At 43.5% G+C, this 24,570-nt stretch carries 22 protein-coding genes; 13 read left to right on the forward strand and 9 right to left on the reverse strand.

Features of this window, described 5'->3' with window-relative positions:
* Window positions 1–45: 45 nt before the first annotated feature.
* Window positions 46–1,515, forward strand: a complete 1,470-nt coding sequence (locus tag H4K34_RS09495) for a DUF4153 domain-containing protein (protein ID WP_210757186.1) — start codon at window positions 46–48, stop codon at window positions 1,513–1,515.
* Window positions 1,516–1,623: 108 nt separating this feature from the next.
* Window positions 1,624–2,319 carry a phosphoribosylformylglycinamidine synthase subunit PurQ gene (gene purQ / locus H4K34_RS09500; protein ID WP_210757187.1) on the forward strand — a complete coding sequence of 232 codons (696 nt, stop codon included), beginning with the start codon at window positions 1,624–1,626 and terminating at the stop codon, window positions 2,317–2,319.
* 51 nt (window positions 2,320–2,370) lie between these two features.
* Here purQ and H4K34_RS09505 read toward each other — a convergent pair whose 3' ends face one another.
* From H4K34_RS09505 to aspS, 4 genes are all read right to left on the reverse strand, one after another.
* Window positions 2,371–5,061 carry a T9SS type A sorting domain-containing protein gene (locus H4K34_RS09505; protein WP_210757188.1) on the reverse strand — a complete coding sequence of 897 codons (2,691 nt, stop codon included), beginning with the start codon at window positions 5,059–5,061 and terminating at the stop codon, window positions 2,371–2,373.
* 201 nt (window positions 5,062–5,262) lie between these two features.
* On the reverse strand, window positions 5,263–5,622 hold the full coding sequence (locus tag H4K34_RS09510) for a helix-turn-helix domain-containing protein (RefSeq protein WP_210757189.1): 360 nt from the start codon (window positions 5,620–5,622) through the stop codon (window positions 5,263–5,265).
* Window positions 5,623–5,727: 105 nt separating this feature from the next.
* Window positions 5,728–7,500, reverse strand: coding sequence for a chloride channel protein (locus H4K34_RS09515; protein ID WP_210757190.1), 1,773 nt, complete (start codon window positions 7,498–7,500; stop codon window positions 5,728–5,730).
* Window positions 7,500–9,254 carry an aspartate--tRNA ligase gene (gene aspS / locus H4K34_RS09520; RefSeq protein WP_210757191.1) on the reverse strand — a complete coding sequence of 585 codons (1,755 nt, stop codon included), beginning with the start codon at window positions 9,252–9,254 and terminating at the stop codon, window positions 7,500–7,502. Before aspS ends, H4K34_RS09515 begins: the two co-directional genes overlap by 1 nt.
* Window positions 9,255–9,338: 84 nt before the next feature.
* On the opposite strand from aspS, the gene H4K34_RS09525 reads away from it, so the two are divergent.
* The 3 genes from H4K34_RS09525 (at window position 9,339) to H4K34_RS09535 (ending at window position 10,841) form a co-directional block, all read left to right on the forward strand.
* Window positions 9,339–9,785: a nucleoside deaminase gene (locus H4K34_RS09525; protein ID WP_210757192.1), complete on the forward strand. Its 447-nt coding sequence runs from the start codon at window positions 9,339–9,341 to the stop codon at window positions 9,783–9,785.
* A gap of 74 nt (window positions 9,786–9,859) precedes the next feature.
* A complete protein-coding gene (locus H4K34_RS09530; protein WP_210757193.1) occupies window positions 9,860–10,342 on the forward strand; it encodes a hypothetical protein in 483 nt (160 codons plus the stop codon).
* A gap of 88 nt (window positions 10,343–10,430) precedes the next feature.
* Window positions 10,431–10,841: a BrxA/BrxB family bacilliredoxin gene (locus tag H4K34_RS09535; protein WP_210757194.1), complete on the forward strand. Its 411-nt coding sequence runs from the start codon at window positions 10,431–10,433 to the stop codon at window positions 10,839–10,841.
* Window positions 10,842–10,902: 61 nt separating this feature from the next.
* Here H4K34_RS09535 and H4K34_RS09540 read toward each other — a convergent pair whose 3' ends face one another.
* From H4K34_RS09540 to gloA2, 3 genes are read right to left on the reverse strand one after another with little or no spacing between them, the layout of a single operon-like run.
* Complete coding sequence (locus tag H4K34_RS09540) at window positions 10,903–11,517, reverse strand: MarC family protein (protein WP_210757195.1); 615 nt, start codon at window positions 11,515–11,517, stop codon at window positions 10,903–10,905.
* Window positions 11,517–12,020 (reverse strand): DUF3124 domain-containing protein, encoded by a 504-nt coding sequence (locus tag H4K34_RS09545; protein WP_210757196.1) that lies wholly within the window; start codon window positions 12,018–12,020, stop codon window positions 11,517–11,519. Before H4K34_RS09545 ends, H4K34_RS09540 begins: the two co-directional genes overlap by 1 nt.
* A gap of 1 nt (window position 12,021) precedes the next feature.
* Window positions 12,022–12,423, reverse strand: coding sequence for an SMU1112c/YaeR family gloxylase I-like metalloprotein (gloA2, locus tag H4K34_RS09550; RefSeq protein WP_210757197.1), 402 nt, complete (start codon window positions 12,421–12,423; stop codon window positions 12,022–12,024).
* Between the two features lie 158 nt (window positions 12,424–12,581).
* On the opposite strand from gloA2, the gene H4K34_RS09555 reads away from it, so the two are divergent.
* The 7 genes from H4K34_RS09555 (at window position 12,582) to H4K34_RS09585 (ending at window position 20,384) form a co-directional block, all read left to right on the forward strand.
* On the forward strand, window positions 12,582–13,646 hold the full coding sequence (locus tag H4K34_RS09555) for an ATP-grasp domain-containing protein (protein ID WP_210757198.1): 1,065 nt from the start codon (window positions 12,582–12,584) through the stop codon (window positions 13,644–13,646).
* Window positions 13,647–13,774: 128 nt separating this feature from the next.
* Window positions 13,775–14,803 carry a carboxypeptidase-like regulatory domain-containing protein gene (locus H4K34_RS09560; RefSeq protein WP_210757199.1) on the forward strand — a complete coding sequence of 343 codons (1,029 nt, stop codon included), beginning with the start codon at window positions 13,775–13,777 and terminating at the stop codon, window positions 14,801–14,803.
* Window positions 14,804–14,815: 12 nt separating this feature from the next.
* Complete coding sequence (locus H4K34_RS18185) at window positions 14,816–15,013, forward strand: YfbK domain-containing protein (RefSeq protein WP_210760568.1); 198 nt, start codon at window positions 14,816–14,818, stop codon at window positions 15,011–15,013.
* A 315-nt stretch (window positions 15,014–15,328) separates the two neighbouring features.
* The gene (locus H4K34_RS09570; RefSeq protein ID WP_210757200.1) at window positions 15,329–17,005 is read left to right on the forward strand and encodes a hypothetical protein; all 1,677 of its coding nucleotides are present in this window, start codon (window positions 15,329–15,331) and stop codon (window positions 17,003–17,005) included.
* 23 nt (window positions 17,006–17,028) lie between these two features.
* A complete protein-coding gene (locus H4K34_RS09575) occupies window positions 17,029–17,748 on the forward strand; it encodes a hypothetical protein (RefSeq protein ID WP_210757201.1) in 720 nt (239 codons plus the stop codon).
* A gap of 222 nt (window positions 17,749–17,970) precedes the next feature.
* Window positions 17,971–19,653 (forward strand): hypothetical protein, encoded by a 1,683-nt coding sequence (locus H4K34_RS09580; RefSeq protein ID WP_210757202.1) that lies wholly within the window; start codon window positions 17,971–17,973, stop codon window positions 19,651–19,653.
* 23 nt (window positions 19,654–19,676) lie between these two features.
* Complete coding sequence (locus H4K34_RS09585) at window positions 19,677–20,384, forward strand: hypothetical protein (protein ID WP_210757203.1); 708 nt, start codon at window positions 19,677–19,679, stop codon at window positions 20,382–20,384.
* Window positions 20,385–20,437: 53 nt separating this feature from the next.
* Here the strand turns inward: H4K34_RS09585 and H4K34_RS09590 are convergent, their stop codons facing one another.
* Window positions 20,438–21,775, reverse strand: coding sequence for a sensor histidine kinase (locus H4K34_RS09590; RefSeq protein ID WP_210757204.1), 1,338 nt, complete (start codon window positions 21,773–21,775; stop codon window positions 20,438–20,440).
* The gene (locus tag H4K34_RS09595; protein ID WP_210757205.1) at window positions 21,765–23,141 is read right to left on the reverse strand and encodes a sigma-54-dependent transcriptional regulator; all 1,377 of its coding nucleotides are present in this window, start codon (window positions 23,139–23,141) and stop codon (window positions 21,765–21,767) included. Before H4K34_RS09595 ends, H4K34_RS09590 begins: the two co-directional genes overlap by 11 nt.
* Before the next feature lie 169 nt (window positions 23,142–23,310).
* Here H4K34_RS09595 and H4K34_RS09600 point away from each other — a divergent pair, with 169 nt between their 5' ends.
* A complete protein-coding gene (locus H4K34_RS09600; protein WP_246452229.1) occupies window positions 23,311–24,567 on the forward strand; it encodes an efflux RND transporter periplasmic adaptor subunit in 1,257 nt (418 codons plus the stop codon).
* The last annotated feature ends 3 nt before the right edge of the window (window positions 24,568–24,570 follow it).

The raw sequence follows: 24,570 nt of genomic DNA on the forward strand, positions 1-24,570 counted from the left end.
AAAATATCTTAGAGAAGGTCGCGTTTCTTGTTCAAAATCAAACTAATGAGGAACGCGACTTTTTTATTCTTATGGCTCTTGTATTATCTCCTGTTCTGGGAAGAAGGCACGGGCATCAACTTGGTTTTATTTGGATTGCTGGTGAGCCTGAGTTCTAAGGCCTTGCAAAAACAATGGAAGCTTCGCCAAGGAGAGTGGCCCTATATTCTCAGTTTTTTCGCCACGGCTTATGCGGTTATGGCTTATAATTCAGCGCTGGGGATTTTTGCTTTTTGCATTATCAATTTCAGCTATCAAAGTTTTCTTTGGGGACCTAAATTGAGTGTGCTCGAACATTTCAGTCATGGCTTTATCCGCATATTTAACTTTCAAAAAGCCCTTTTACCAGAGCCCGCTTATGGACCGCCTTCCGGCCGAAGGGCTTTCGCGGTGCTGCGATTGAGCATTTTGCCGCTGGTGATTTTCGGACTTTTCTTTGCGCTCTTTAGAGCGGGGAACCCCATGTTTAAAGAATGGACCAATGATTTTACCGGACTCTTTACTCAGCTTTTTGAGGATTTCTCCTGGGGGCTTTTTTGGTTTATGCTTTTGGGTTTCTTCATCCTACGTTCCTTCTTCTTAAGAAATAAGTCTTGGCCATTAAGCTTTCAGCCTGGTGATTTTATTCAGCGAAAGCCAGGGTCTAAAAAGCAGAAGTCCTTTTCTTCCTTAGCCTTAAAGCGCGAGTATCGTATGGCCCTGCTGGTTTTCTTATCGCTCAATATCCTTTTGCTTATTGTTAATGTGATTGATATCCGCTGGTATTGGTTTGGTTTTGATATGCCCTCGTACTTTAGTTTGAAGGAGTTTTTACATGAAGGAGTGGCCTATCTCATTGCATCTTTAATCTTGGCGGCAGCAGTGGTCTTCTATTTCTTTCGCCGCAATTTGAACTTCTATCCCGGCAATAAAAGCCTAAAGCTCCTAGCCCAAATTTGGCTGATTCAAAATGCAGTGCTGAGCATTTCCGTTTTGCTGCGCACCAAATATTATATCGATTTCCATGGCTTAGCCTATGGTAGAATTTTGGTCTTGAGCATTCTTTCCATTGTATTAGTGGGCTTGTTTCTGCTGAATCGCAAGCTTAGTGAAGCCCGTAATTACAGTTATGTATTTCGGCATGTTTCCCTGTACAGCCTATTGTTAATTGCAGGCTTGAGCTTATGGGATATGGATAGCACTATCGTCCGCCATAATTTGAGTCATGGCCGAATAAATGAAATTGACGTGGATAATTATTTACGTCTCAATTCTCGGGTCCTGCCCATAATTTACGCTAATCTGGATCGAATTGAGGAACAGATTAATGCGCACCAGAGTAATGATGTGCGCTGGATTCAATATTATGATATTGAAGAATTTAGTCGCGCCTTAGATACTCGTAAAGAGGTTTTCTTGAAGGGAGAAGCCAAGCAAAGTTCTTGGTCCTGGAACTGGGCCGATGCCAAAAGTCGAAAGAGTCTGGCTAGTTTATAAGGCTTCTTTCTTTTGGGTCGAGATTGAATCAATCCTTTCAAAAGGGAGGGAAATGGTGGCTATCAACTTCACAATCCTTCGTACTTTTGCGCCATTAAAATTTGGACTATGAAAATTGGAGTAGTGGTATTTCCTGGAAGTAATTGCGATCAGGATATGATCTATACCCTGCGTAAAATGGATCACGAAGTAGTGGAATTATGGCATAAAGACACCGATCTGCAAGGAGTAGAAATGGTGGTTTTGCCTGGAGGATTTTCCTACGGAGATTACTTACGTAGTGGCGCCATTGCTCGCTTTTCGCCCATTATGGAGCAGGTAATTGCTTTCGCTGATAAAGGTGGATATGTTTTAGGTGTTTGTAATGGATTCCAGGTTTTATGTGAAAGTGGATTGCTACCCGGAACCTTGCAGCACAATACCAGCCATAGCTTTATTTGCAAGAATGTTCATTTAAAGCCGGTATCTAAAACTGCGGCCATTACCGCTTCTTTAGATGATAGTCGTGCCTATATGATTCCCGTAGCCCATGGTGAAGGGAATTACTATGCGGATGAGGCTACCTACCAGCAATTGGTGGCCAATGATCAGATTTTATTCCGCTATTCTAATGCTCAGGCAGAGGTTACAGAAGCCGATAATATTAATGGCTCTTTGGATAATATTGCCGGGGTATGCAATGCTGGAAAGAATGTATTTGGCATGATGCCTCACCCAGAACGCGCAGCAGATGCCAATTTGGGTAATGAAGACGGACTATTGTTATTCCAAAGCTTATTCAACAACTTAGGAGTAGAAGCCTAAGCTGTTTACATAGAATTAAAAAAGGCTGCCATCGTGGGCAGCCTTTTTTATTTATAGGATAATTAATTTCTGTTGATGCCTTTTGGCCCCTTGACGAAGGTTTAGGATATACTCTCCCTTAGCCAGATGGGCGATATTGTAGACCCGGTCCGGGCTTTTTTCCGACCAACGATCTTGGAGAACTCTTTGCCCTTGTAAATTGAAGAGTTCCAATTCCCAAATCCCTTCTGCTTCAAAGTCTATTTGAAATTGAGCATTGCTGGGATTAGGATAAATAGACCAAGCTTTCACTTCATTAGTAAAGGCGTTTTCAGCAATGCTTAAGCCTCCTTTAAATTGAGCCGTGTAAACGCCACGACCATGGGTACTGGCCATAATGGTGTAGTCAGATTTTCGCAGTTTCAGCATATCTACCCGCACATTGGCCAGGCCATTATTGGCAGGACTCCAATTGGGCATGGAGTCCAGGAAATTGCGGGTTTCCCAAATTCCCAATTCGGTAGCGAGGATTACATTTTGCTTGTCACGAGGATTTATCAAGCACCAACGAACGGGCATATCAGGTAAATCACCTTCTTTGTTCATCCAGCTTTGGCCGCCATCTTCAGTGTAGAAAACGGAAGGAATGCCATAATTGGAAAAGGTAGTAATCAACTCTTTTTCGCTTTCGCCCACTTCAATGCAGGAGATATAACCTGCCGGGAAATTGGAACCGGTGATTTCGGTAAAAATTTCGTGATCATCCACATCGGCACTATCTACTCGGAAAATGATACCGGCTCCACTGGCTACCCAAATGGTGGTGGTATCATCTACGTAAGGACTTACTCGGATATGACTAATGCGGTCTCTTAAGCCGGTTAATCGTACTACTTCTTCAGTTACCTGTGAGGTTACATTAGAGTAGCGATAGAACTGGTAACTGTTTTTACAGGTGTATAGAATATTCAAATTGGGATCATAGTCCGCAGGATTAATAAACCGACCATCATTATTATTAATGAAGGTTTGTCCAAAGCTGTTCCCCGAATTAAAGGAGCGGTAATAATTATTGTATACATAGCTGCTCATCCAAAAATTGGGGCTGATCTGGTCGATAAAGCAATAGGCACCATCACCTCCGGTAGCACGATTGGTGACGCCAAAGCCGCTTTGCGAGAATCTTTGCGTTCCATTATCCTGGGCGCCGGCAATCATTTGATTAGAACTGGCATAAGGACTTATATCTCCGGCGTAGAACTGGGTAACATTATAAGCTGCATTTTGGATACTGAAGCTTGGACTAGCAGATTGAATATTGGTAGATCGAGCTACACCACCATCATTACCAAAAAGGACTTCATTGGAAGAACCGGGCTTAAAAACGATTTGATGTTGATCGGCATGCAAATAAGGATAGCCAGTACCACTATACCATTGGCTTAGTTGATTCCAGGTGGTTCCGGTATCAGTACTGCGGAAAATATTAATTCCGCCTACTAAAAGGGTAGCTTCATCATTAGGATCTACCTGGGCAATAAGATCGTACCAAGCTTGACCACGGGTAAAATCATGAGAGGGAATTCCAGGATCATCATCGTCAGGGCGACTCATCGCTTGCCAGCTATTGCCAGAATCTGTACTGCGAATCATTTGAGAAATGATACCATTGTTCTCAATCAGGGCATAAATAAAAGCAGCATTGCTGGGGGCTACGGCTACTTCAACCCGATTTCCATTGGTATTGCGGACGCGGAAAAAGTTAAGGCCATCATCACTGTAAAGAATGGCACCACCACCACGGGAACCATTGGTGCTGATGGAATTAGTAGTGCCAATCCAAATACGATTGTCGGGACCAATTTCAATATCAGCAACGGCATAATGATATTGGGTGCCAGGAACGGTATCCATAACCTGGTTAAAGGTCTGACCGCCATCAGTAGAGCGATAGAGCCCTTCGTGACTGCCAACCGTAGGTTCAAAACCATTGTAAGAAACGTCTCGTACGCCTACATAAAGAACCCCATTGCCATTTTCATTGCGAACGGCGATGTCTCGCACTACATCAAAATCGATAGAGTTGGGAAGCTGGCTCCAGCTTTGGCCGCCATCGGAAGTTTTCCATACTCCTTGTCCACGGGTAGAGGATACTTCACCAAGCCCCTCTCCAGTTCCTACATAAAAGATTTGAGGATTGGTTGGGTCGTAACTTATGCAGCTCACCCCTAAACTTTGCCAGAAATCATCTACTGGCACCCAGGGATTATTACTATTGCTGATGTCGGTATTATACCAAAGACCACCACTTACGGCTCCGGCCCAGACCTTTTTATGGGTACTGTCGTTGGGGTCGTACATCAAAGCACGGGTTCGTCCACCTACATCATAAGGGCCTCTTTCTTCCCAAACTAAGTCGGGGAGATTGCTACTATCCAAAGCGGATTTTTGCAAGAAAGAAAGTCGTGCTTGCTCAAGTTTGCTTTTGGCAGCTACAAGTCGCTCCGGAGTGGGATAACCCAAAGCCGGATCCATAGTCATAATGAAGTTTTGCTGTTCAGCCAGATCAGGGCGATCGGCTTTAGGAAGTTTTTCCCAATCGGTCAGGCTGATGCCTTGATCTTGATTAAGGGGATGTTGCGCTAAAAAATTGGCATATTCTTGATGAATATCGATTTGCTCTTCTGGATTTTGAAACCAAAGCAAATAGCTGCTAAAAAGACCAGCAATTAGTAAACTACTGGTTATCAGAATTTTTCTCATTCACGAGTCATAAAGCCCTTGGAGGCAGGGGTTAGTAAAAGCTGCGAATATACTAGTCGTACAAATTCCAGGTGACTTTATAATGACGATCGATTAAGAATATCGTTTGGTCTTGATACTTTGACCTTCAGGCAAAAGGATAATTTGAGGCATAAAAAAAGCCTTGCTGAACAAGGCTTTTCTGGTTAGTAATTAAGTGTATTAAGCACTACGAGGTTTTAAACCTTCTAGTAAATCCATCAATTCTTCATTTTGCTGTGCTACTACATATAAGTTGTAGCCCAGGCTTTCTTCCCACTGAGATCGATTTTGATTGTTTTGCCGATAAGGCCGATTGGGTTTTTGAGAAGGGCTGTTAATTTCCTTGAAGAAGAAAAGAGGATCAGCATCTAAATAGTCGACAATCTCAACAAAGCGATCGAGGGAGATCTTAGTTTGGCCGCGTTCCATTTTTGCATAACTGCTTTGGGTAATGCCTAAATGATTGGCGATTTCAGCTTGGTTGATACGACGGAGCTCACGGAGGTTCCGAATCCTTTTGCAAATTTCTTCGGCATTCATATTTCGACGATTCTTAAGCCAAAGAAAGAATTTGCTTTTCCTGAAACGTGTAAATATTGTTGAATTTGCCTACCGGATTTAAACTACAAAGTAGTCTAAATATGACTAACCAAACTCCATTAGTTTGCGGCGGTAAACCGAGAAGAGCTTGCTCTTACTCACGAAGCCAATGTACTTTCCATTTTCAACTACGGGGAGGTTCCAAGCGCCAGTAGATTGGAATTTCTTCATAACCTCATTCATGTTCTCCTCACTTTCGATAATGGCCGGCGGAGGGCTCATCAATTCAGACACGAAGGTTTCATCATAACGCTCACTCTCGAACATAATGCCACGGAAATCATCCAGGGTAAGCACGCCTACTAGTTCCTCATTGGCATCGATTACAGGAAATAAGTTTCGGCGGGAGCGACTCACCACCTTTACCAACTCCCCCAAATTCATTTCGGGGGAAACCTTCTTGAAATCGTCCTCAATCACCTTTTTTAGGCTGAGCAGAGTGAGAATGGCGTGGTCCTTATTATGGGTTATCAGCTCTCCTCTTTTCGCCAATTGCATATTGTAGATTGAGAAGGGCATTAGGTTTCGGGTTACCAGATAGGAGATGGTTGAAACCGCCATTAAAGGAATAAATAGATTATAGCCCGCCGTAATTTCGGCAATCATAAAGATGGCCGTCAGCGGAGCATGAAGCACTCCGGCCATTAGTCCTGTCATGCCTACAAGAGCGAAATTGGTGGTGTTGATATCACCAATGCCAAACTCCACAATAATAAAGGCAAAAACAAAGCCCAGGGCAGAGCCCACAAAAAGGGAAGGAGCAAAAATACCGCCAACCCCACCGGCACCAAAGGTGAATACAGCCGCCAAAATTTTAATGAAAACCAGACCTAATAATAAGATCATGATTACATAGGGGCCATCATATTTTTGGAAGAGGAAGCTTTCTTTTACAACTTCCAAAACATCACCATTCAACAGGGCATTTATGGTTTCATATCCTTCTCCATAGAGTGGCGGAATCAGCCAAATACTTAATCCGAGGGCAACGCCACCAAGGAGTAACTTCCGAAACTTATTCTCAATTTTAGTGAAGAAATCATCGAAGTAGAAATAAACCTTATTAAAGTAAACGGATACTAAGGCCGTAAAAACACCCAGCAGGCCATACCAGGGTAAATCCTCAATGCGGAAAGGGTCAATAGAAGAATAATGGAATAGTGAATCGTTACCTTCCATAAAGATGGAAGTCACTGCTCCGGAAACCGAAGCCAATAAAAGGGGAACCAGGGAAACTAAAGTCAGGTCGAGGCTGAAAATCTCAATTGTAAAAATGATGGCTGCAATTGGCGCATTAAAAATAGAAGCGATAGCTCCAGCTGTAGCACAGCCAATCATCAATATTCGTTGGCGGTAGTTCAGGTGCATCAATCGCCCCAGATTACTGCCAATAGCTGATCCCGTACTAACGGTAGGTCCTTCCAGACCAACAGAGCCCCCAAAACCCACCGTAAAAACGGAGGTAATTACCGAGGCGAACATCTTATGAGACTTGATAAAGCCGCTGCGGCGGGATATGGCAAATAGGGCGGAAGGAATACCTTCTCCAACGGGAACCCTAATCCAGCGCTTTACTAAAAGTGTGAGTGCAACCCCAACAATTGGAAAGAGGAAGTAATACACATTGAAATACTGGTTGAGGTATCCCGAGTGTATAATTTCCTGTATAAAGTGAGTGGTATTCTTTAAAAGCACCGCCACTAATCCCGCTATTAAGCCTACAATAACACTCAAGATCAGCACAAAGCGATCTTGGGGGATATTCTTGGCTCGCCACAACAGGAACTTACCCAGTAGGCTATGGGGTTTTTGTGCCATTAATCGATTTGGGGACGAAGGTCGATGCCCAGTTCAGTTAATTGCAAGGTATCAATTGGGGCCGGACTGTTAATCATTAAGTCACGACCTGCATTGTTTTTCGGGAAGGCAATAAAATCGCGAATAGTTTCTGAACCACCTAAAAGCGCCACCAGTCGGTCAAAGCCAAAGGCAATACCACCGTGAGGAGGAGCTCCATATTCGAAGGCGTCCATTAAGAAACCAAATTGAGCCTTGGCCTCTTCATCGCTAAAGCCCAACATTTCGAACATACGACTTTGTACTTTGCGATCGTGGATACGAATAGAGCCACCACCGATCTCATTGCCATTCAAAACCATATCGTAGGCATTGGCTCTAACCTTGCCGGGATCGGTATCTAATAGTGCAATGTCTTCGGGCTTAGGCGAAGTAAAGGGGTGGTGCATGGCATGGTAGCGGCCACTTTCCTCATCCCATTCCAATAATGGGAAATCCAAGACCCATAATGGGGCATATTCATCCGGATTGCGCAATCCGAGCTCTTCACCCATGTATAAGCGCAATTCGCTCATGGCCTTGCGAGTCTTGTTCTCACTACCCGCCAGAATCAATAAAAGGTCGCCGGCCTCGCTGCCAGCGGCTTTATGCCATTCGGCCTGAGCCTCTTCATTAAAGAATTTATCTACGGATGATTTATAAGTACCGTCTTCATTGTACTTCGAATAAATCAATCCCTGCATTCCAATTTGGGGACGCTGCACCCACTTGGTAAGGGCGTCTAATTGTTTGCGGCTGTAGCCTGATGCGCCAGGAACGGAAATCCCGAGCACTACTTCTGCCTGATCAAAAACCACAAAGCCCTTGTCCTTAGCTAAATCGTTTAAATTCTTAAGCTCCATTCCAAAACGGATATCGGGCTTATCATTACCATAGCGCTCCATGGCTTCGGCATAGGTCATTCGAGGAACGGAATCGATATCCACACCTTTAACTTCCTTAAGCAGGCTCTTGATCAAACCTTCAAATTGTTGAAGGATGTCTTCCTGCTCTACAAAGGCCATTTCGCAGTCGATCTGCGTAAATTCAGGCTGACGGTCGGCACGTAAATCTTCATCGCGGAAGCAACGCACAATTTGGTAATAGCGATCATAGCCCGAAACCATTAAGAGCTGCTTGAAGGTTTGCGGGGATTGCGGTAGGGCGTAAAACTGACCTTGGTTCATCCGCGAAGGCACCACAAAATCACGTGCTCCTTCCGGGGTGGATTTGATCAGATAAGGGGTTTCGATTTCCAGGAAGTCGGCATCATTTAAAAATGAGCGCACTGCCTGAGCTACCTTATGACGAAGTTTAATACTCGCTTGTAAAGGATTACGACGCAGGTCGAGGTAGCGGTATTTCATGCGCAGTTCCTCACCGCCATCGGTGTCATTCTCAATAGTAAAAGGCGGGGTTTTAGCGGCGTTTAAGATCTCTAGATTATTGACTTTAATTTCAATTTCACCGGTAGCCATATTGGGATTTTTGCTTTCGCGTTCCAATACTTCACCTTCAATAGCAATCACAAATTCGCGACCCACTTTGCGGGCTTTCTCTTGCAAATCTGCGTCCCAGCCATCATTAAAAGCCAATTGCGTTATTCCATAACGATCTCGCAAATCGATAAAAGTCATTCCACTCAAGATGCGACTGCGTTGTACCCAGCCACTCAATTTTACTTTTTCGCCGATATGCGAAGCATTCAATTCTCCGCAATGATGAGATCGATACATTAACTTGATTTTAGCCGGCAAAATTACAATATCGCTTGGGCATGCCTATTTTTGAAACGGAAAAATAATCGCCCCTTTTCGACTATGATTGAGCCCTTTAATGATGAGTATTTTATGCGTAAGGCCCTGGAAGAGGCCCAACTGGCTTATGAGGAGGACGAAATCCCGGTGGGAGCAGTAGTTGTGAGTCAGGGGAAAATTATTGGTCGAGGCCATAATATGACCGAGCGCCTTAACGATGTAACGGCTCATGCGGAGATGTTAGCGATTACCGCGGCGGCTAATTATCTGGGAGGTAAGTACCTGCGTAATTGCACCTTATATGTTACCCTCGAGCCATGCAGTATGTGCGCCGGGGCTTTGTTTTGGACGCAAATTTCGAAGGTAGTCTTTGGGGCTTCCGATGAAAAAAGAGGATACCGCGAATTTGGATCACGATTACATCCTAAAACCCAACTGGTTGAGGGAATTTTACGTAATGAGAGTACAGAGCTGTTACAACAATTTTTTCGTTCTAAACGAAAAAAATGATTTTGGCTTGATATTGGATTAAACCAAAACCCAAAATTTTACGTATATTAAGAGGAACCAAAACCCCTGATCTAATGGTAATCACAAATTTTCAAATCCGAAAGACCTTGCAATGGGCACCCGTGGCGCTCTTGTTCTTGGCTATTGCCGATGTGGTCTTGTATTTTATTCCAGGATTTTTGGGTGGCCTTAAGATTAATGGCTACCTCACCTCTTTAATCTTGTTGAGCATTGTAGCCTTTTACGCTTATGTTGGCTATCCGATGTTTAGCATGAATTTGCGCAAGGATAAAATCACTTTCCGATCGCATCTAGCTTTAAGTACCCTCTTTGGGAAAACCTTGGTGGTACCTCGAATGAACATCACCAATTTGCAACTCGATTTTAGTGGTCTCCGCGATAAGCTGGTTGTAACCTACGTAAACCGTGAAGGCAAAGAAGTAGATCAGAAGTTTTCCATCAGCATTTTAAGCGAGCGAAAGAAGCGTATGCTGGTGCAGGCCGTTGAGGACTTCAATCGTGAGAAGTCGGCCCAGAGTTTACACCTCTTTATTTGATCATAATAAAACTTTATATCCGCCCCGTCGATTATCGTCGGGGTTTTTTTGTTTGTAATTTTGCCACTCAAATTAAAACACAGTATCTATGTATCCCGAAGATATTATTGCCCCTATGCGCGCCGACCTCACTGATGCCGGTATTACTGAAACCCGCAGCAAAGAGGAAGTAGAACAAAATATTAAGTCCGAAGGCACCACCCTGGTAGTGATCAATTCGGTTTGTGGTTGCGCAGCAGCCAATGCTCGTCCGGCCGTGAAAATGGCAGCCCAGCACGCTAAAACTCCAGATCGCATGATTACTGCCTTTGCAGGTAATGATGTGGATGCAGTAAATACTGCCCGTGCATTAATGGCACCATTCCCTCCTTCATCTCCTAGTATTGCCCTTTTTAAAGATGGTAAACTGGTGCATATGATCGAGAGACATCATATCGAAGGTCGCCAAGCGGAAGTAATCGCTCAGAACTTAACGGCTGCTTTCGACGAGTACTGTTAAGCATCAGCTTTATGATATTCAAAGCCAGAATTCTTCGGAGTTCTGGCTTTTTTGTTTGGGCTTAACCTAAGCCAAAGAAATCGCGTAAGCCGCTGAGGATACTTTGCATGGCATAAGCAGCCAGGATCAACCCCATTACCTTACTGATTACGGTGATACCATAGCTGCCCACAATTTTTTGCACTCGATTGGCGGCTAAAAGTAGAATCATTGTAAGCCCTAAAACCACCAGCACTAAAAGACTAGTTAAGGCTTGTTCTTGAATACTGTAAAGATGATTGTCGGTAAGAAGTACTACAGCCATAATGGCCCCTGGTGAAGCAATGGAAGGAATCGCTACCGGGAAAACCGTTACATGTTTATAATCCGAAATTAAGTGCTGTTCCGACATCGGTTTACCTTCCCCAAAAATCATGGTAAGGGCAAAGAGAAAGAGAATTAGACCCCCTGAAATTTGAAAGGCATCTAAACTTACTTCCATTCCCTCCAAAATCAATTGACCCACTACTATAAAGAAAAGTAAAATCAGGGCGGCTAAAAGACTGGCTCGAATGGCTACTTTTTTCTTCTCAGAGTCGGCTAAGGATTTGGTGGCTTCCAGGTACACCGGAACCGAGCCAATGGGGTCCACTACTGCTATTAAAAAGAGGATTTTGGTAAGGATGGCCAGAAACATTAGCGAATACGTTTAGCGGTGGTATGGAAAGATAAACCTTGTTGGCCGGAAGTAGAAATCATTACCGCCTCGAAAAGTGGATCGCTGGCTAATGAATCCTGGGCCCAGCTAAAAAGGAAATTGGCACCGCTACCACCACTGCGGTCTTTTTGATCAATTACCCATTCCAAGGTTTCCAGAGCTTCAAGTTTTACGGAGTGATCGAGGTAGTTTTTAATCGCCTCTCCATGGGTATTGTAATACTCGGCTTTGCTTAAATAAAGTGGGTACTCGGGATCGGTATTGCGCAGGCTGATGGTGATTGTTAAATCCTCGCTGCGCGCCTGACTTTTACTGTAAATATGTGAGTATACCGAAAGGTAGCTTTGGCCAGATTCCAAACCGGAGGGAATATTGCTGGCCTGACCTTTAAAAGCTGATTTAGCTTGGCCTTGAGCTTCGGGGGCTGGATTACAACTCAGGATCAAAACTGAGCAAAGAAGGAAGAAGAACCAATGTTTCATACTAAAGCTTTGTGGCTGGATGAAGTTCGTAAAGTTCCAGCGGTAAACCATCAGGATCGCTAAAAAAGCTAAATCTCTTGTGGGTATATTCATCTATTCGGATTGCTTCACAAGCGATCCCATGATTCTCTAAACGCTCTATTTCCTTGGGAAGATCATTTACCCCAAAGGCCAAATGCCGCAGACCCTGTGCTTCTGGATAGGAAGGGCGCTTCGGGGCATTCGGAAATGAAAAAAGTTCGATGCAGTATTCGCCATTCAAAGCCAGATCCAGTTTGTAGGATTGGCGCTCTTCGCGATAGACTTCCTCAATGATTTCCAGACCGAGAATGCGGCAATAAAAATCCTTAGATCGTTCATAGTCCGAGCAAATAATGGCAATATGATGGATAGATTGAAGCATAGAACCAGAACTAATTTGAATTGGCAAAAATACGTCCTCTCTAACTTCATAGGATTTAGCTTTCATTGAAAATGACAATGCCAATTAGGCTATGTGCATTGGTCTAAATAATTAGGAAGGATGTAAGTAAATTCGGTTCCTTTCGACAGAAGGAATATATGCATAGACTGATTCGACGCGCCAAAAATTTTAAACATCGGTTCCTTCACTGGGAGTATTGGCACTATGCCTTTATCTATTATCCCTTATTTCCAATTTGGTTGTTTTGGTCTTTGCGTAATCGAACCTTGTTTTTCTTCAATGCGGTGAACCCTGGCTTTAGTTATGGAGGCTTGACCCTCGCTTCTAAAATGGATATGTACAAGAGCTTGCCCTTAGGCTCCTATCCTCAGACTATTCTTTGGAAACCAGAAGAGGAGGCATCAATACGACATATTGAACTTCGCTTGCGTCAGTCTCAATTAAAATTTCCGCTCATCCTGAAACCAGATATGGGATACCGGGGAATGGGGGTGAAATTGATTAGGAATAAACAATCCTTAACTCGAGAATTAAGCTCGCATCAATGGTCCTATCTATTACAAGAGTACATTCCCTATTCAAATGAAGTGGGCGTTTTCTATGTCCGTATGCCGGGTGATAGTCAGGGTACAGTTACCGGAGTGGTAGAAAAGCACTTTTTAAAGGTGGTGGGCGATGGGCAAAGCAGCCTGGAAGACTTAATCGACGATCAACCGCGCAGTCGAATGCAGTACAAGCGCTTATTGCAAGAATATGGGCATAAAGCCTTCCAGAAGATTCTGAAGCCTGGGCAAGAAATGATCTTGGTTCCTTTTGGCAGTCACAGTCGGGGAGCCGAATTTAGGGATGTTAGTAATCGGCTTAGTTCTGAAATGTTAACCGCTATTCAAGCAATTTGCGATCGCATGCCTGGCTTTTATTATGGCCGATTGGATATTCTTTTTAAAGATTGGGATTCGCTTCTAAGGGGACAAAATTTTAAAGTGATCGAAGTGAATGGGGTAGCCAGTGAGCCCACTCATATTTATGATCCTGAGCATTCCCTGTTTTTTGCTTGGAGGGAAATCATCCGGCATTGTGCGCTGATGGAGCGCATTGCTCGGGCTAATCAAGAGCGAGGCTATGGGTTTATGAGTCATCGTGAAGGGCGCAGCATGCTGAGGCAGCATCGTGATTTGGCCCATTTTCTACAAAAAATCTAAAAATTTAGCGCAAGAATATGCAACCAGAAAAGAGGGCTGACGTCTAGAAGATATAAGCGCATTTTTCTTTTCTGCAGAAAGGAGTGCCATCGGAAAAACCGCTGGATTTTAACCTTAATAGCTTAGCTATGAAAAGCAACACTCCTTTAATTTTTGTTCTATTTCTATTGATGAGTTTTGGGCTTTGGGCCCAGCAGAGACCGGGGTCATTGAAGGGCACGATTACCGATTCATTAACAGGAGAGACTATTCCTCTGGCTAGTATTAGTATAATTGATGCTGATAGTACAATCGTGGCTGAAGGTCAGACTGACTTTGACGGGAAATACCATATAAATCCAGTACCTCCGGGCACCTACACGGTTAGAGTGAGTTTCATTGCTTACACTACCTTGAAAATGACAGGAGTTTTAATTAGTCCCAACTCCCCAACCTTGCAGGATTTTATGATGATAGAAAGTGAGGAGAATAGTCCCGATGAATTGGTAGTTGAATACGAGGTGCCTTTAATTGATAAGCATTCTTGTAGAATGCTTACCTCAGAAGAAATTCAAGAAATTGCGGTGCGAGATATATACGCCGTAGCCGCTCCATTGATTTGTTGTGTTCCTTCAAATGTAAATAGTAGCTGTAATCCAGATGCGCACTGTGAGTACATCATTGATGGGGTCAAAGTCAATGGTCCTGACACTTTACCCCAAACTTACTGCCCTGGGGTTAAGGTAGAGCCCAGCAGTGGAAGCCCGGCTCAGTTTAAATCCAAAGAAGAAGCTAAAAGAGTTCCAGAGGCAGCAAGAGGCAGCCATATTCCAGCCAATCTTATTGATACTACCTCCTTAATGGATAGGGCGAAAGCTTCGGGAGCATTGATGCTTGAAATAGATGAAGACCCGGCTGGAAGAAATTCGAATCTTCCTTGTTTAGCTCGTAAAGAATTTAAAATGATGCTTGATCTACAGAGTTGGGAACGATCTGGCAAAGCCTTCATCAACTTGATAGGAAGTCCGTGGATTTGGATTGTTAATCAAGGACTTTATTTCCCAAAATGGAGATGCATGCCATCGATAGGTGTAAATCCAGAGAGGTATTATTTCAGTGGGACACCGGCCCGATATAAATCGAAGGAAGAATCTAAAATTCAAGGCAGGGCTATCTAATTAGAATATTCAATAAACAGTACTAACCCTGATTTCGCATTCCTCTCGGCGGTGCTCCAATATGTTTTACTGCTTCGCCGGAGCAGCTATGCAGGTTCGAGTAGCCTCGATTCGGCCATTGCTTTAGCCGAATCTAACCTGGGCCCGGACCCGCATGGCAGCCGCCGAGAGTTCGTACAACTCTGCAAGCTCGCGAAAGACTTGCAGTAAACCTGACGAGGCTTTTCTAAGCCTTGTTTTTTATTTGGGGGATTTTCCCAAAACCAATGGGATTTTCCCTTGCTTGAAACAGGGCGCTAAATCTGCTTTTAAATTATTGACCAGCTCTAAACTCAAACCTGTAGCTGGTTATAGAAAACCGGTAGTTCACGAAATTTCATGTTGATTTAATGGTCGGTCGACCCCAAAGGTTTGTAGTTTCAACCAGAATAGACGTTTTTTGAACTTGAAAACTCTAGCCTTGCCATTAGCTGAGGTGGGGATTTAATTTAATATTGCTAATTTTATACGAATAACCCCTTCATCATGAAAAACAAGTACTTATCTCTACTTGCACTGTTGCTCCTCGCCTTTGCTTGTACCAAACCAGACGACATCCTGGATGATTTTCAGGTGCACATTAGCCCTACTTTTTACAAGTATGTGGTAGAAATTGATGTGGAAGACCTCACTAATCCAGAAGATGCCATCAACAGTAAAATCAATGTAAGCGTAGTCGGTGCAGATGCTGATGCGATCTATAATATTGATGGAACTAAGAACTTCCAGGTAAATTTTGGAACCCTGCAGTTAATGGTAAGAAAGGACGCTGAACCTACTCCTGGCAATCCATTAGACTTTGTAGTTCGTTTCGAAGCTAATGGTTACAAAAAGACCGAATTATCTTTTGCTATTGGTGAAGAGGATTATTATATGGCCGACTTAGCCCGTATGTTAAACCTTGCAACTTTACCTAGCAGTATTGGTAGTAATTCAGCCAATGGCGGAATTGATCCTAATACCAATCAGTTAGCGCAACCTTTAGTGGTTAAGGCGGGTTCTCCTGATAGCCTGGCTAAAATCAATATCACTATTCCTACCGATGTTAAATTCTTGGATGCTGACGGTAATGAAATCGTTGGTAAAAGAGGCGGAACTGGCTTAAACGTTAATGTTTTAAGTCTTTCTGATACCAGTGAAGCTTCTCAGCAAGCTTACCCTAATGGAACTGGCTTAATGCAATTGGTGATGAACGATGGTAAAATTGACACCATCCTTCTTGATCAAACTGGATCTTATGAAATTAATATGGACCTCGACGGTACTCCTGTTCGTGGTTTCTCCGGTGGTAAAACATCTGGTGGCGTTGCTACGCGTATTCCAATTCCTGCTGATGCTTGGAACGACGAATTTAGCCGTGCTTATCAAGAAGGTGATTCCGTAGGTATGATGAGTCTTTCTGATGGCGATCCTTCTTGGGAAATTGACGATCGTTCTTTCGTGGTTAAGAAAGATCCAGGTACAGGTGAATTATATGTAGAGCCTACTCTTAACCACTTATCTTGGTGGAGATGGAGAAGAAGAAGATGGTGGCGTCCAACCTATTACCGTCATGGTATTGGTGCCTATTATTCTCCAGGAACTCAGGCGAACGCCGGCGCAGTGAGTGGTCGTATTCGCGGTCGTTTCTCATACATGCGTTGGGGTCGTCGTTATTCTTGCTACCTCTACATCCGTGGTAACTTCGGACCAAACTTCCGCACCAACCCTAAGCGTTATTTCAGTACTACCAGTCCATATAACCCAGCTGTATTCGATTATACTACTTTCTCTACGGCAACTTATAATCTTACTAATGAGCCCGCATCTTGGTTCGGATATAATTTCCGCGTACTGAAGATTGAGCCTAAAGTTCAGCCACCTTCAATTGGTTACCGCTTATACTGTGGTTCTAGTAATACCTTAGTTTCTCCTCCAGCAGGGGTGAAGATGTATTATCGTAAGCATAATTCTGGCGCTCCTTTTACTCACTTGTATACCTTCACCAATGAGAATTTGGGCGTAACCTACGCTACTTTCCCAGCCTTGGAGAACAATGTGTATTATGACTTCCAAGCTCGCTTTAACGATGTTCAGAAGGACACCTTGAATGTGAAGGTGGTAGATGGTCGCATTTATGATGTGGTACTGCCAAACCGTGCATGTAATGCCTTAGGACTCTAATCAACCAAACACCATCAAGCGAAATGAAAAAGTCAATTTTAAGTATCGTAATGGGCTTGGTATTCCTGGCCCCTGCAGTTGCGCAAGTGAGCAGTACAGATTCAACTGCGACTAAAGCAAGTTCTACCGAGGATCTTTATCCAATGTGGCAAAATCGCCACGCCATCGCAATCAGCGCTGGCTTACCCGGATTTGGATTGGAATATGCCTATAACCTTAATCGCAGCTTAAACCTGCGTGCGGGCTTCTTGGCCTTCACCTTTAATGATTACAATACTGACATGGATATTTCCGGTCAGTCTGTAAATGTGAATGCCAATCTTACTTCCACCGTATTCGACATTATGCTCGAGTATCAGCCATCTACTCGTTCATCATTTAAACTGGTAGCCGGTTTAGGTTATTTGAACAATGTTGGATTAAATACCTTGATTCTTCTTAATGATGATATCGGTTACGGTGATTTGGTAATCGATAATGAAGAGATTGGTGATATCGACCTTACCGTTTCCTGGACAGGCGTAGCTCCTTATATGGGCTTTGGCTTTGGTCGTGCTATTCCTAAGAAGCGTGTGGGATTCGGTATTGAGGTAGGTACTTACTATGCCGGTGGTCCTAGTGTAGATATCGATGCCAGCGGAATGTTGGAGAACACTTCTGAAGAAGAAGCTGAATTAGAGGATAACTTATCTTCTTATGCTTGGATGCCACGCGTTATGGCGCGTTTGGCCATCAAGCTCTAAGCTTGAAAATAATTTAAGATATGAGCCCGGTTCTATTGGACCGGGCTTTTTTTATAATTGAAAATCAAGGGTTTGGGATTTATTTGGGTTTAATTCAATGTTCTAGGTTTACTGCCCAATCCAGGCAATAGTGTTTCTGTGCTAATTTGCAGGCAGTTTAGAAAGTTCATAAATGTACTTGTCTGAATTAAGACCAATTATTATTTAACCCCTACTCACTAGATGAAGAAGTCTATTCTTTCGCTAATGGCCCTGACCTTGATCTCGGCCGCCTGCACCCCAACGGATGACATTCTGGATGATTTTCAAGTACACATTAGCCCTACATTTTATAAGTATGTAGTGGAAATCGATGTCGAAGATCTTACCGATCCGGAAACTCCAATTAACGGAACCGTGAATGTAAGCTTAAGTGGCCCTGATGCCGATGCGATTTACAATATTGATGGTACCAAGAATTTCCAAATAAACTTTGGAACCTTACAATTAATGGTAAGCAAGGACGCTGAGCCTACTCCAAGCAATCCTTTGGACTTTAAAGTTCACTTTGAGGCTAATGGCTATAAAAGCACCGACCTCTCTTTTAGCATTGCTGAAGAGGACTATTACCTTGCGGACAATGCCCGTATGTTGAACTTAGCTAATTTACCAAGCTCTATTGGTAGCACCTCTGCCAATGGTAGTATCGATCCTAATACCAATCAATTGGCACAGCCTTTAGTGGTAAATGCAGGTTCAGCAGACAGCTTGGCTAAAATTAAGCTGACCGTTCCTACTGATGTTAAATTCTTGGATGCCGACGGTAATGAGATTGTTGGTAAAAGAGGCGGTACCGGTTTAAATGTAAACATCTTAAGCCTTTCTGATACTAGTGAAGCGGCACAAGCTGCATTCCCCAATGGTACCGGTTTAATCCAAATAGTGCAAAATGAAGATGGTACTATCGACACCTTATTATTGGACCACGCCGGAACCTTCGATATCAATATGGATCTTGATGGAACCCCGGTGCGCGCTTTTTCCGGAGGCAAGACCACCGGTGGAGTAGCGGCCCGTATTCCAATCGATCCTGATGCAACTAATGAGGAGTTTAATCGTGCTTTTCAGGAAGGTGATTCTGTAAGCTTATTGAGCCTTTCGGAAGGAGATAACGCCTGGATTGAAGATGATCGTTCTTATGTAGTAAAGAAAGATCCTGTTACATCTGAACTGTACTTTGAATCTACCCTTGAGCATTTAAGTTACTATCGCAGAAAGAGTAGAAAAAAATTCAAGCCAGTAAAGCATTACCTGGGAGTAGGTGCCTATTATACTCCGGGTGTTTCTGCTAATTCCGGGGCAATTAGTGGCTCAATTCGCGCTACTTATGAGAAGACTTCCAGATCAGGAAAGGTTAGACGTCGCCATGTGAGTTTAAGAGGAAATTTTGGTCCCGATTTCAGAAGAAATCGCAGAAAACGTTATGCGTCTTATGCACAGGATGTTCCCGTTTTCCAGCCTCTTTCCGGAATTTCATCTTCCGCTTTTAACTTTAGTACCGAAACTCAAACCATTGGTAAATTTGAATACAGGGTGTTAAAAATGGTTCCAAAGAATCAGCCTGTATCTATTGGTTATCGTTTATACTGTGGTTCCAGCAATACCTTGGTTTCTCCTCCTGCTGGTGTGAAAATGTACTATCGTAAGCATAATTCAGGTGCACCATTTGCCCACTTGTACACCTTTACCAACGAAAACTTATCCACTACCTATGCTACTTTCCCAGCTTTAGAGAAAAATGAGTTTTATGATTTCCAGGCGCGCTTTAATGATGTGCAAAAGGATACCCTGAATGTACAAGTTGTAGATGGTCGCGTTTATGATGTGATCATGCCTAACCGCGCATGTAATTCCTTAGGACTCTAATTGAACCAAGACCAATAAACGAAATGAGAAAGTCAATTTTAAGTATTGTATTGGGTCTGGTTTTTATGGCCCCTACATTTGCACAAGATTCAACCGCTGCTAAAAAAGCTGCCACTGATGAATTATATCCATTGTGGCAAAATCGCCACGCCATTGCCATCAGCGGCGGATTGCCCGGCTTTGGTTTGGAATATGCCTATAACTTAAATCGTAGCTTGAATTTAAGAGCCGGATTTTTAGCTTTTACCTTCAATGACTTCAATACGGATATGGATATTTCCGGTCAGTCAGTAAACGTAAATGCCAATCTTACTTCTACCGTTTTCGACATTATGCTCGAGTATCAGCCTTCTACCCAGTCTTCCTTTAAACTGGTAGCGGGTTTAGGTTACTTGAATAATGTAGGACTTAACACCTTGATTCTCCTGAACGATGATATCGGTTACGGTGATTTAGTAATCGATAATGAAGAAATCGGTGATATTGACCTTACCGTAAGCTGGACTGGCATTGCCCCTTATATGGGCTTTGGCTTTGGTCGTGCGGTTCCTAAGAAACGCGTTGGCTTTGGTATCGAATTAGGTACTTATTATGCTGGCGGTCCTAGTGTGGATATTGATGCCAGTGGTATGTTGGAAAACACCTCTGAAGAAGAGGCAGAGTTGGAAGATAACCTTGGTTCCTATGCTTGGATGCCTCGCCTTATGGCGCGATTGGCCATCAAGTTATAAGGAGAATATAATGGTGATTATAGCGCCCGGCCTATTTTGGTCGGGCGTTTTTTTTAGAAGGGCAAGTCAATACAGAAAGCTTTGTAGCCCTGCTTTTGCTGTAAATAAAGTCTACCGCCATGCGCCATGATGATCTTGCGGGAAAGACTTAAGCCAATTCCGGAGCCCCTTTTCTTAGTGCTGAAAAAAGGAAGGAAGATTTGATCCTGCATACTTTCTTCAACCGCAGGTCCACTGTCGATCAGCTTCAAATAATGATAGCCATCGCCTTGATCCAATTCTAAGGTCAATTGGCTACTTTGATTTTGAAGCATGCTTTCCATAGCATTGCGAATCAGGTTTAATAATACCTGGCTCATCAAATCGTGATCGGCATAGAGGCTTCGCTGCCCTTGAATAATCCGAAGTTCTAGCTCCATGCCGGCATCTTTCAATTCCGAAGCCGCTAAAGTTTGCACTTCGGCCAGAAAAGTGGGCCAGTGAATTTCACTTTTTTGCAAGCGAGGTAAACGAGCAAAGCGCGCATAGCGTTCTACAAAACTCATTAGGCCCTCACTGCGTCGCTTAATAATGCTGGCGGTGCTTTGCAAGTCTTGAAATTGCTCTTCCTTCAATTCATAGTTACCAGCACTATTGGCCTCAATTTGCAAATGATGTCCCAAGGTATCGGCCAGTGAATTAATCGGGCTCACTGAATTCATAATTTCATGGGTGAGCACATGCAGGATTTTTTCCAAAGTTTCATTCTCCTGCTCTTCGAAATGCTTTTGCTGATTGCTTAAAACCAGGAGTTTTAATTCGTGGCCCTCCCGAATGACCGGCACTTTTTGAATAAGCCAATTTTGCTTTTCACCATCATAACGGAGCTGTACCAGACGCGAATTTTCATTTGGCGATTCGAGGAGCTTCTTTAGATAGGGGAATACTTGGGGCCAATCCTCCGCCGACATATGATGCCGCATCCCCGGAAGGGAGTCAACCTCCGGCTTTAGGTTTCGCAAGGATCCATCTGCTTCCAATAAAATAAGATGAAAAGGTAGTTGCCGTAAGATATCAGTGAGCAGTTCAGTTTGACTCTGTTTTTGAGATTTGTACTGCCTTAGCTGACCCAGCCATACATTTAAGAGCCGGTATAATTCTCGTCGGCTACCGCCGCTCTTTTGTTCTGGCCAGTAAAAATTGTAGTCACCAACCTCACTGTTACGCAGTGCATTTTGCAGCTCCCTTTCGGTGCTTTGCAGTCTTTGGTTTAGCCAATAAGCATTGAGAATCCACAGTATCGCCATAAGGGCCGAAAAGATCCACAAGTGCTGCACCAAAAGTAACCAGGCGAAAAGCAAGCTAAGTAGAAGCTGACTTAAAAGCGGAATTAATGTGCCTCTAAACCTCATGTTGAATCTGGTATTTATCAAGCTTGCGATAAAGGGTGTTTCGATTAACTCCTAAATGCTGAGCGGTTTTAGAGATATTACCCTGATAATGGTTCAAGACCTGATGAATATGTTGGGCCTCCAGTTCTTCTAGGTTTAAAGACAGTAAATCACTGGCTTCATTACCTGGCATGGAACTAGCTCCGGAGCCTAAGCTTTGCTCAAAATGACCATCCTTTAAAATAACGGCTCTTTCAAGGCTATGGGATAGTTCTCGGATATTGCCGGGCCATGTGTAAGCTAATAATTGGGCTCTTTGATCGGTCTCCAATTCCAATTGCCTGCCGTATTTACGATTGTGGTAATCCAGATAATAATCTATGAGTACCTCCAGGTCTTCTTGGCGATTGCGAAGGGCTTCAATTTTTAGTTCAATAGTGTTGATACGGTAGTATAAATCCTGGCGAAACAAACCTTCCTTAACTGCTAGTTCCAAATCACTATTGCTGGCGGCAATAATGCGCACATTACAATGTCTGAGCTCTGGAGAACCTACGATTTGGTAGCTCTGATCCTGAATTAAGCGCAATAACTTTTGCTGATGGAGTAAGGAGCAATTGCCAATTTCATCTAAAAATAGGCTGCCTCCTTCAGCTTGTTGTACTAAGCCGCTGCGATCTTCTCGTGCATCAGTAAAGGCCCCTTTTTTAACGCCGAAAAGCTCTGCTTCAAAAAGATTTTCGGGAATCGCGCCCAGATCCACACTTACAAGGGGCGCATCTTTACGCAGGCTATTTAAATGCAGGTAGCGAGCCAATTGACTTTTGCCGGTGCCATTCTCTCCACGAATTAATACCTGAGCATCGGTTTCAGCTACCCGCCGTGCTTGTTGCAAGAGGGCAATACTGGAGGCACTGCGAGCACTGTTCTCTAATAATTGAATCAGCTCATTTCCACTTTTATCCTGCTGCTGCTGAAACTGCTTTAATTTACCCTTGGTGCTCTTTAATTCATAGGCCCGTAAAAGGGCTGCCAGGAGTTTTTGATTTTGCCAGGGTTTTAAAATAAAGTCAGAGGCCCCACTTTTTAAGGCTTCAATTGCCAAATCAATATCACCATAGGCGGTAATCAACAAGACCATTATTTCAGGTCTTAATTCTTTGATATGCTTAAGCCAGTAAAGCCCCTCCTGACCATCATTGCGACCGGCCTGGAAATTCATATCGAGCAGAATTAAATCATACTCTTCCTGATTAAGGGCCTCATGTACTTTTCGGGGATCACCTAGAACGGAAACTTTGGAAAAGTGGATTTTTAGATAAAGAGCCAGAGATTCACGGAGATCGGCATCATCATCAATAATTAAAATTCGGGCGGCACTTTTCATGAGGTGAATTTAATTCATGTCTCGAAATCGAACAGGCTTGTGTTCTATTTTGGAACACTTTTAAGATTTGTTTAGGGCTTCTGTTTTGTAAGTCGTTGAAAATCAATATAGGGTTTCGCTTGGCACAGGCCTTGGCTTTAAGGGTTCAGAAATTCAGGTTTTGGATCGAATGATTAGTCCGGATGAACGTCCGGGAATTTGGAAAAAGTATCGCTGGTGGATAATTGCTAGTGTCTCTGTAATCGCCCTCTTTGTATTCTTGATACAAGGGGAGCGGGTTTATGAGCTATCAAAAGATCGGGTATTACTGGCCAAGGTAGAAGCCCGTTTGTTTGAAGATGTAATTTCATTTCAAGCCCGAGTAGAGCCGGAGGTGTCCTTTTCTTTGGATGCCGTGGAAGGGGGAACTGTACAAGAAATCTTTGTGGAGGCCGGTCAGGCGGTAGAGGCCGGTCAGCCCTTGCTACGACTGGCAAACACGACTTTGATGCTGGACTTCATGAATCGGGAAACGCAAATTGTGGAACAGATCAATAATCTCCGAAATACCCGTATGCAACTGGAACTCAATGAAAGACAATTGCAGGAGCAGGTTTTAGATTTACGCTTCGAACAAGAGGCAATGGCGCGTCAATATGCTATCGATACCCTGCTGTTTATGGATAGCGTTATTGCCAGTCAGGAGTTTTTAGACTCTGAGGCAAGGTTCCGCTATTTGGTCGAGAAGCGAGAATTGCTGGAAGATAATTTTCAAACCAATCGCCAGTATCGGGCCCGTCAATTACAGGCTTTGGATCGATCCATTGAGATGATGGAGCGCAATCTGAATGCCATCCGTAAAAATTTAGAAAACCTGGTAGTAAAGGCTCCTATCGATGGGCAGTTAACCACCTTTTTACCAGAAATAGGTCAGAGTATTAATCGAGGCGAGAACATTGGTCGCATTGAAGATTTGGATACCTATATCCTCCGCGCCAATATTGATGAGCATTACCTCTCCCGCGTGGAAGCCGGTCAAAATGCTTTTTACGAACTCAATAATTACCGTTGGGAACTAGCCGTAGCTAAGGTCTATCCGCAGGTAAGCAACAATCAGTTCCTGGTAGATTTTGAATATAAAGACACTATTCCGGCACAATTGCGCAGTGGTCAGGGCTTAAACCTTCGCTTGGCCCTCAGTGCCAGTTCTAATGCGGTGGTGGTGCCAAGAGGGGCTTTCTTTAGTTCTACTGGTGGAAACTGGGTTTTTGTACTCAATGAAAAGGGTGACCAAGCCTTTAAAAGGGCGGTAGAATTAGGTCGACAAAACCCTGACTATATAGAAGTAGTCTCTGGATTGGAGCCCGGAGAACAAATCATCAGCTCCAGCTACGAAAGTTTTAAGGAATACGAGCAATTGCGATTAAAATCAGCAGAACATGAATGATGT

Origin of the sequence: Croceimicrobium hydrocarbonivorans (assembly GCF_014524565.1) — a bacterium.
Taxonomy (GTDB): Bacteria; Bacteroidota; Bacteroidia; order Flavobacteriales; family Schleiferiaceae; genus Croceimicrobium; species Croceimicrobium hydrocarbonivorans.

Bases quoted from the DNA above. Each gene is read 5' to 3' on its own strand.
- H4K34_RS09515 (WP_210757190.1), bottom strand. From the start codon at position 7,500: ATGGCACAAAAACCCCATAGCCTACTGGGTAAGTTCCTGTTGTGGCGA.
- aspS (WP_210757191.1), bottom strand. From the start codon at position 9,254: ATGTATCGATCTCATCATTGCGGAGAATTGAATGCTTCGCATATCGGC.
- H4K34_RS09580 (WP_210757202.1), top strand. From the start codon at position 17,971: ATGAAGAAGTCTATTCTTTCGCTAATGGCCCTGACCTTGATCTCGGCC.
- H4K34_RS09505 (WP_210757188.1), bottom strand. From the start codon at position 5,061: ATGAGAAAAATTCTGATAACCAGTAGTTTACTAATTGCTGGTCTTTTT.
- H4K34_RS09530 (WP_210757193.1), top strand. From the start codon at position 9,860: ATGGTAATCACAAATTTTCAAATCCGAAAGACCTTGCAATGGGCACCC.
- H4K34_RS09535 (WP_210757194.1), top strand. From the start codon at position 10,431: ATGTATCCCGAAGATATTATTGCCCCTATGCGCGCCGACCTCACTGAT.
- H4K34_RS09590 (WP_210757204.1), bottom strand. From the start codon at position 21,775: ATGAGGTTTAGAGGCACATTAATTCCGCTTTTAAGTCAGCTTCTACTT.
- H4K34_RS09540 (WP_210757195.1), bottom strand. From the start codon at position 11,517: ATGTTTCTGGCCATCCTTACCAAAATCCTCTTTTTAATAGCAGTAGTG.
- H4K34_RS09560 (WP_210757199.1), top strand. From the start codon at position 13,775: ATGAAAAGCAACACTCCTTTAATTTTTGTTCTATTTCTATTGATGAGT.
- purQ (WP_210757187.1), top strand. From the start codon at position 1,624: ATGAAAATTGGAGTAGTGGTATTTCCTGGAAGTAATTGCGATCAGGAT.
- H4K34_RS09495 (WP_210757186.1), top strand. From the start codon at position 46: ATGAGGAACGCGACTTTTTTATTCTTATGGCTCTTGTATTATCTCCTG.
- H4K34_RS09545 (WP_210757196.1), bottom strand. From the start codon at position 12,020: ATGAAACATTGGTTCTTCTTCCTTCTTTGCTCAGTTTTGATCCTGAGT.
- gloA2 (WP_210757197.1), bottom strand. From the start codon at position 12,423: ATGCTTCAATCTATCCATCATATTGCCATTATTTGCTCGGACTATGAA.
- H4K34_RS09555 (WP_210757198.1), top strand. From the start codon at position 12,582: ATGCATAGACTGATTCGACGCGCCAAAAATTTTAAACATCGGTTCCTT.
- H4K34_RS09510 (WP_210757189.1), bottom strand. From the start codon at position 5,622: ATGAATGCCGAAGAAATTTGCAAAAGGATTCGGAACCTCCGTGAGCTC.
- H4K34_RS09570 (WP_210757200.1), top strand. From the start codon at position 15,329: ATGAAAAACAAGTACTTATCTCTACTTGCACTGTTGCTCCTCGCCTTT.
- H4K34_RS09600 (WP_246452229.1), top strand. From the start codon at position 23,311: ATGATTAGTCCGGATGAACGTCCGGGAATTTGGAAAAAGTATCGCTGG.
- H4K34_RS09595 (WP_210757205.1), bottom strand. From the start codon at position 23,141: ATGAAAAGTGCCGCCCGAATTTTAATTATTGATGATGATGCCGATCTC.
- H4K34_RS09525 (WP_210757192.1), top strand. From the start codon at position 9,339: ATGATTGAGCCCTTTAATGATGAGTATTTTATGCGTAAGGCCCTGGAA.
- H4K34_RS09585 (WP_210757203.1), top strand. From the start codon at position 19,677: ATGAGAAAGTCAATTTTAAGTATTGTATTGGGTCTGGTTTTTATGGCC.
- H4K34_RS09575 (WP_210757201.1), top strand. From the start codon at position 17,029: ATGAAAAAGTCAATTTTAAGTATCGTAATGGGCTTGGTATTCCTGGCC.